General features: G+C 72.2%; 6 protein-coding genes and 1 pseudogene. 3 read left to right on the top strand and 4 right to left on the bottom strand.

Annotated features, from left to right (window positions below; genetic code table 11):
• The first annotated feature begins 438 nt into the window (after window positions 1-438).
• Window positions 439-993, top strand: coding sequence for a hypothetical protein (locus LZ198_RS29710; protein ID WP_253975472.1), 555 nt, complete (start codon window positions 439-441; stop codon window positions 991-993).
• Between the two features lie 95 nt (window positions 994-1,088).
• Here the strand turns inward: LZ198_RS29710 and LZ198_RS29715 are convergent, their stop codons facing one another.
• From LZ198_RS29715 to LZ198_RS29730, 4 genes are all read right to left on the bottom strand, one after another.
• A complete protein-coding gene (locus LZ198_RS29715) occupies window positions 1,089-1,949 on the bottom strand; it encodes a hypothetical protein (protein WP_253975473.1) in 861 nt (286 codons plus the stop codon).
• A gap of 172 nt (window positions 1,950-2,121) precedes the next feature.
• The gene (locus tag LZ198_RS29720; RefSeq protein WP_253975474.1) at window positions 2,122-3,060 is read right to left on the bottom strand and encodes a proline dehydrogenase family protein; all 939 of its coding nucleotides are present in this window, start codon (window positions 3,058-3,060) and stop codon (window positions 2,122-2,124) included.
• Entirely contained in the window at window positions 3,057-3,950 is an 894-nt protein-coding gene (locus LZ198_RS29725; protein WP_253975475.1) for an alpha/beta fold hydrolase, read from the bottom strand. The genes LZ198_RS29720 and LZ198_RS29725 overlap by 4 nt, the downstream gene beginning before the upstream one ends.
• Window positions 3,943-4,644: a lysophospholipid acyltransferase family protein gene (locus LZ198_RS29730; protein WP_253975476.1), complete on the bottom strand. Its 702-nt coding sequence runs from the start codon at window positions 4,642-4,644 to the stop codon at window positions 3,943-3,945. Before LZ198_RS29730 ends, LZ198_RS29725 begins: the two co-directional genes overlap by 8 nt.
• Before the next feature lie 351 nt (window positions 4,645-4,995).
• Between LZ198_RS29730 and LZ198_RS29735 the strand changes: the two genes are divergently transcribed.
• Window positions 4,996-5,511, top strand: coding sequence for a hemerythrin domain-containing protein (locus LZ198_RS29735; RefSeq protein ID WP_253975477.1), 516 nt, complete (start codon window positions 4,996-4,998; stop codon window positions 5,509-5,511).
• A 192-nt stretch (window positions 5,512-5,703) separates the two neighbouring features.
• Window positions 5,704-6,000 (top strand): annotated as a pseudogene (locus tag LZ198_RS29740) (cell wall protein); the annotation flags it as partial.

Raw genomic sequence — 6,000 nt, forward strand, 5'->3', positions numbered from 1 at the left:
GGTTGCAGCCGCGCGGATGCAATCCATTGCAGGTCGTTCCACTTCTGGGACGCGTTCGTCCCAACATCGCGCACCTGCGCACGCTGATTTCGGGGTGATAAGGGATTGGTGAGAGTGAGGGGAACGCTGGCGCGGTGATTGCTACTGCGAGTGTTGCTCCGCGCGCTCCTCCCCAGTGGTCAGGGCTACTGGGGGCGCGGGCATCGCGAACGGGAGGGCCGGCCGGGACCTCAGACTCCTCCACCCGGCCGACCTTCCTGTTCGTGGCCTTCTCATGTTCGCGCTGCCTGGAAAATTGTGCCCCGCGGCCTCGCGGTGGCGCGGCGGCGCGCATTCCGACCGCGAAAAAACGGGTGCGAGTTGCCCCCCATTGATTAGAAGGGGGCCGGTCGAGCGCCCCGGGACCAACCGAGGGCACGTGCAACGGAGGGACGCTTCATGCAGGCAAACAAGTGGAAGGCGATGGCGGTGGTGGCCGGGGTGATGGCGTCGGCGAGCGCGAGCGCCCAGTCGACGGGTGGGGCCTTCGGCAGCGCCGGTCAGTTCGTCATCAGCTCGGACGCGTCGGGGAACCTGGGGTACACCACGGAGGGCGCGGGCTACGGCTTCATCCGGCTCAACCCGAGCGTGGACTACTTCCTCAAGGAGAACCTCTCCATCGGTAGCGGCGTCGACATCGCCGCGGCCTTCTACGACGGGGACACCGTGGCGGCGTTCGGTCTCAACGCGCGCGTCGGCTACAACATCCCCCTCGGTGAGAAGGTGTCCGTGTGGCCCAAGGGCACCGTCACCCTGTTCCTGGGTGACAACATCCTGGCGCTGCAGGATGGCACGGGCTCCGCGGCGACGGTCCTCCTGGAGGGCTACGCGCCGTTCCTGTACCACGTCACGCCGCACTTCTTCGTCGGCGCCGGTCCTCGCCTGTCGATCGGCCTGGGCGACGACGTGGACGTGACCATCAGCGTGGGCACCACGGTGGGCGGCTACTTCTAGTCGCCAGGCCTCCGCGCGCCGCGCGGAAGGTGTCCGAGGCCCCGGCCGCGTTGGGAGGACTCCCACCGCGCCGGGGCTTTCGTCTTCCCGGCCCCCTAGCGGAGGCTGACGCCGTCCTCGAGGTCCGGGAGTGTCGGGAAGTCGACACGGGACTCCTCCACCCAGCCGGAGGCGGCCGGCTCGCCGCGCGGGTGGGTCACTCGCAGGCCCAGGTGCAGCGAGCGGGGGCCGCGCGCGGGCGCGTAGAGGTCGACGAGGTGGGCGGCCTCGACGGCGACCCGTGGGGACACGGGCCGGGGCTTGCCGTCCGGACTCGAGGGCAGCACGCGCCAACCCTCCAGCGCCTCGCCGGTGACCTGTCCGTCCCGCAAATGGACGGTCACGTCGGCCCAGACGGTGCCGCCGTCGGGGACGCGCACCGGCGCCAGCAGGCGGTGCAGCCGCTCGGCGATGGCGGCGGTCGGCCCCGGCGAGAAGCGGGCGCGCCCCGGCGTGCCCCGGGCCCCGGTCGGCCGCGCGGCGTGGAACGCGGGCGTGGGCTCCACGACCCAGGTGGTGGACTTCCGGCGCAGGGTGAGGGCGACCTCCCCGGAGCGGGCGCGGGTGGCGGAGAGGAGGGCCTGGGCCACGGCGCGCCGGAGCACGTGCGTGTCGGCGGCGCGGCCGGGGCGCCCCCCACGCTCGGAGGACTGGTAGCCGGTGAGGGTGAGGGCGCCCTGCTCGGCCCAGAAGGTGAAGTCGAGGCGCGCGCCCGCGTCGCGGACGTCGCTCGCGAGCGCGGCCACCTGCGCGGCGACGTCGTCGGCCTCCTGACGGCGGGCCGCGTCGAGGGCGGTGTCGCCCGCGTCGAATCCCGAGCCCCCGGTTCCCGGAGACGTCGTGGCGCAGCGGGGCGCGAGGGCGAGGAGGCACAGGGCGGACAGGGCCCGGGCCTGACGAAGACGCGGCGTGGACATGTGCTTCCCCCATCGAGCCGCGAGGCTCGGAAGCAGGTGGGCCGGATGACGGACGGGCTGTGAGGGATTCCAGGGGAAGGGACGGATTGCGCGCCAATCACTGACGCCGCCGGCACGCGCGGACGAGGTGTCTGTCCAATCGTCCACGCTCGCGCGCCGGGGCGGCTGTCTTCTATCCGCGGGTCAGGTGGCGCAGCACGAAGGCGAGGTTGGCGGGGCGCTCCGCGAGCCGACGCATGAGGTACGGGTACCCGTGCCGCCCGTAGGGCACGTAGACGCGCACCCGGTAGCCGTCACGCGCGAGCCGCTCCTGGAGGTCCCGGCGGATGCCGTACAGCATCTGCAATTCGAACGCGTCCCTCGACAGGCCTCGCTTCGCCGCGTGCGCCAGCGTCGCGTCGACGAGCCGCTCGTCGTGCGTGGCGATGCCGTGATACACGCCGCTGTCGAGCAGCACCCGCATGCACCGCGCGAAGCTCTCGTCCACGTCGCGCTTGTCTGGGAAGGCGATGCGCGGTGACTCCAGGTAGGCCCCCTTGCACAGACGGATGCGCACCCGCTCCGCGCACAGCGCCCGCGCGTCCGCCTCCGTGCGACGCAGGCAGCTCTGCAACACCGCGCCGACATGGGCCTCGCCGAACTCCGCGTGCAGCGCGCGCACGATGTCCAACGTCACCTGCGTCACCGCCCCGTGCTCCATGTCGATGCGCACGAACGAGCCGCGTGACGCGGCCTCCGCCACCACCGCCCGCGCGTTCTGCCGCGCCAGCGCCGGGTCGAGCAGCAGCCCGCACTGGGTGAGCTTCAGCGAGACGTTGGCCTCCACGCCCGCCTGGTCGATGCGCGCCAGGAGCCGGCGGTACTCGCGCACCTCCTCGTGGGTCTCCTCCTCGCGCCGGACCGCCTCCCCGAGGTGGTCGAGCGACGCGGACAGGCCCCGCTCCGTGAGCGCTCCCACCGCGTCCACCGCCGCCTCGAGGGTCTCACCGGCGATGAAGCGCGAGGCCAGCCCGCGCAGCGGGCCCACCCGCGTCGCCAGCGCCTCCAGCCCGGGGCGCCGGGACAGGAACAGCAGCGCGGCGCGGGACAGGTGGCCGGCGTGCGCCGTCATGCGAGCGGCCCCGTGCCCGGGTCGAGCAGGAAGTCGCGGACACACGCGTTGAAGGACGCCGGGTGGCTCATGTACGGCAGGTGGCTGGCCTCGGGCAGCAGGGCGAGCCTGGCGCCGGGGACGTGCTCCGCCACGTCCCGGGCCGCTCGCGAGGGGACCAGCAGGTCCCTCCCGCCCTGCACGACGAGCGTCGGCACCCGCAGCTCGCGCAGCCGGGGCAGGTAGTCCGCGGCCAGCACGTCGCGCAGCCGGCGCGCCAGCTCCACGGGCGTCAGCCGGCGCGCCTCGCGGACGATCTCCGCGCGCCCCTCCGCGGGCAGCTCGCCGCCGCCGAGCACGCGCGCCACCGTGGGGGCGAAGACATACGCCAGGGGCCGGGGGGTGCGCACCAGCGTGGACAGCGTCACCGCCAGCCGCCGCGCCCGACGCACACAGGCGACGGGTGAGACGAGCACCAGCGCCTTCACCCGCTCCGGGTGCGCGAGCGCGAACGCGATGGACACCAGGCTCCCGTACGACGAGCCGAGCAGCGCGAAGCGCGGGGGCAGCCGCGCCTCCGCGTGGGCGAGCACCTCCAGGTTCCACGCCAGGGGCGTGTGGGTCGCGGGCGTGTGCAGGGGCGGAGTCCACAGCCGCAGCCGCAGCGCGTCCGCCAGGGGCGCCATGGGCGCGAAGGACCGACCACTGGCGCCGAGTCCGGGCAGACACACCACGGTGCGCTCGGGGTCCGCGCTGCCTCCGGGGAAGGTGAACAGGCGCACCTGGGCGCCGCGCACCTCGCGCACCTCGCAGTCGAGGTGGGTGTAGCTCGCGGGGACGTCCTCGACCCGGGGGACGAGCGGGGCCTGTCGTCGGGGACTCGGCGAGAGCCCCGGCGGGGTGTCATGCATTGCGCGCCCTCACCATCATCAGCCGTACGCTCGCGGCCACGCGCTCCCGCCACTCCGTCAGCCGCGACTCCGAGGCGTCCGGCGGAGGGGGCTCCTGCGCAGGGGCCACCGCGAAGGTCAGCTTCACCGGCAGCGGCAAGGGCCCCAGCCCCACCATCAGCGGCACCCGGTACCTGTCGCCTTCCTTGAGCCGCAATCCCAGCCTCGCTTCGCCCGGAGGCCAGACGAACGTGTCGTCCACGCCGAACCCCGCGAAGGGTACCACCGGCACGCCCGCGCGCGCCGCCAGCCTCGCGAAGCCCAGGGCCTGCTCCCAGCGGAGCTGGTATCGGCCCGGAGGTCGCTTGAACACCTCGAGCGCGCCGCCCGGGTAGCAGACGACCAGCGCTCCGGCCCGCAGCACCTCCAACGCCTTGTCCCGCGTCCCCTCCACCCCACCCAGCCACGGCAGCACCGTGCGGATCAACGGGATGCGGAAGAAGCCACGCTCGGCCAGCCCGAGCGGATGTCGACCGGTTGCATGGTGTAGCAGGTGGAAGAAGGCCGGCGTCTCGTAACCCCACACACCATGATTGCCCACCAGCAGCACCGGGCCGCTGCGAGGCAGGTGCTCTCCCCCCAGCAGCCGGGCCCGGTGGTACAGCGCCGACAGCGCGGCGCCCCGCGCGGCGAGCTGGAAGACGGCGGCACGCACCCTGGCGAGCGGATCTCTCACGCCCGAAAGCTGGCGACGCGCCCTGGCTTCCGGCACCCAGCACCGTCCGGCCAGCCAGGCCCATGGCTCGCGCGCCCCCTGGTCACCGCAAACCCACGCGCCTTGCGCGGGAGGGTCGCGCGGCCACACCCCGGCAGGTTGCTTTGAGTAGGCAACGCTTCGTCGCGTCTCCCATGGGCTTTCCACCGCGTTTCGCGTCACCCTGCGGATGCACTCTGTTTCACCCCTGCCGAACGCTCGGTAGGACCTGTCGTTTGAGTTTCGATAATGAGAGGATGAAGGCCCTCTCCGGTTGTCTGCCCTCCCGGTCGTGTCGATGGTGTGGGGAGCATGGGAGGCCCGTTCGACATCCTCGTCCGGCAACACCGCGAGCTGGAGGCGCGCTTCGAGCACCTCTGGGCGGACGCGGAAACGGCGGATGTGTCGTCGCGCGAGGCCCCGCGCGAGCGCGTGGACGCGCTGGTGGAGCTGTTGCGGCTGCACCTGCGGCTGGAGGAGCGCTGCCTGCTGCCGCGGGTGGCGCGGGTGGAGGGACGGGCCCGGGCCCGGCTGCTGGAGGAAGATCATCTCGCCATGCGCGAGCTGATGGACGAGCTGGTGGAGCTGTCACCGGAACAACCGGAAGCGCAGGCCCGGCTGTATGCGCTGGAGGACCTGCTGGTCGCGCATTTCCAAGAAGAAGAGAGCGAAGTGTTGCCCCGGGTCATCACCACGCTGGAGCCCCATGAACAGCATCAGGTGCGAGCCGAGCTTGCGACGACCCGCGACGAGCTCCGTTCCCTGGGCGCGGGGGTCCCGCTTTCCGAGGAGAGCCCCCTGCTGGACACCCTGCGCTGGGATGGCTGACGGCCGTTCCCGCCTCACTGGAATGCCTGCCGACCTGGGACGGCGGGGGGGGTGATACGTCCGTCAGTCACACCTTTTATCGCTTCCTTTAGACAAATCGTAATTTGGCAGGTATGGGTATGGTGGCATCACAAATCAACACCCCCTTCCATCCCATCAACAAGCTGCATACCCCAGACGAGGATTGAACGAATGTCCGTGGATAAGGCGTTTCGGGACATGATCCGTAACGAAATCGAGGTCCAGCTCAAGCCCCTGCGCGAGGTGGTGTCGCGCCTGGAGTCGGGCACGGCGGACCTGGATGCGCTGCGCAACGTGGCCGAGCGGCTGGCCCCCCTGGCCGAGGTCGTGGGCCCCCTGTTCGGCGCCCAGGTGCCGGCGGCGGCGAAGGCCGGTCGCAAGGCGGTGGGTCGCCCGGCGGCTCCGGCGCGCGGCGCGGTGAGCGCGGCGGCGACCACTGGCGGCAAGCGGCGCGGCCGCAAGCCCGCA

This window comes from Myxococcus dinghuensis (assembly GCF_024198235.1).
GTDB classification, from domain to species: Bacteria; Myxococcota; Myxococcia; order Myxococcales; family Myxococcaceae; genus Myxococcus; species Myxococcus dinghuensis.

Bases quoted from the DNA above. Each gene is read 5' to 3' on its own strand.
- LZ198_RS29710 (WP_253975472.1), top strand. From the start codon at position 439: ATGCAGGCAAACAAGTGGAAGGCGATGGCGGTGGTGGCCGGGGTGATG.
- LZ198_RS29715 (WP_253975473.1), bottom strand. From the start codon at position 1,949: ATGTCCACGCCGCGTCTTCGTCAGGCCCGGGCCCTGTCCGCCCTGTGC.
- LZ198_RS29720 (WP_253975474.1), bottom strand. From the start codon at position 3,060: ATGACGGCGCACGCCGGCCACCTGTCCCGCGCCGCGCTGCTGTTCCTG.
- LZ198_RS29725 (WP_253975475.1), bottom strand. From the start codon at position 3,950: ATGCATGACACCCCGCCGGGGCTCTCGCCGAGTCCCCGACGACAGGCC.
- LZ198_RS29735 (WP_253975477.1), top strand. From the start codon at position 4,996: ATGGGAGGCCCGTTCGACATCCTCGTCCGGCAACACCGCGAGCTGGAG.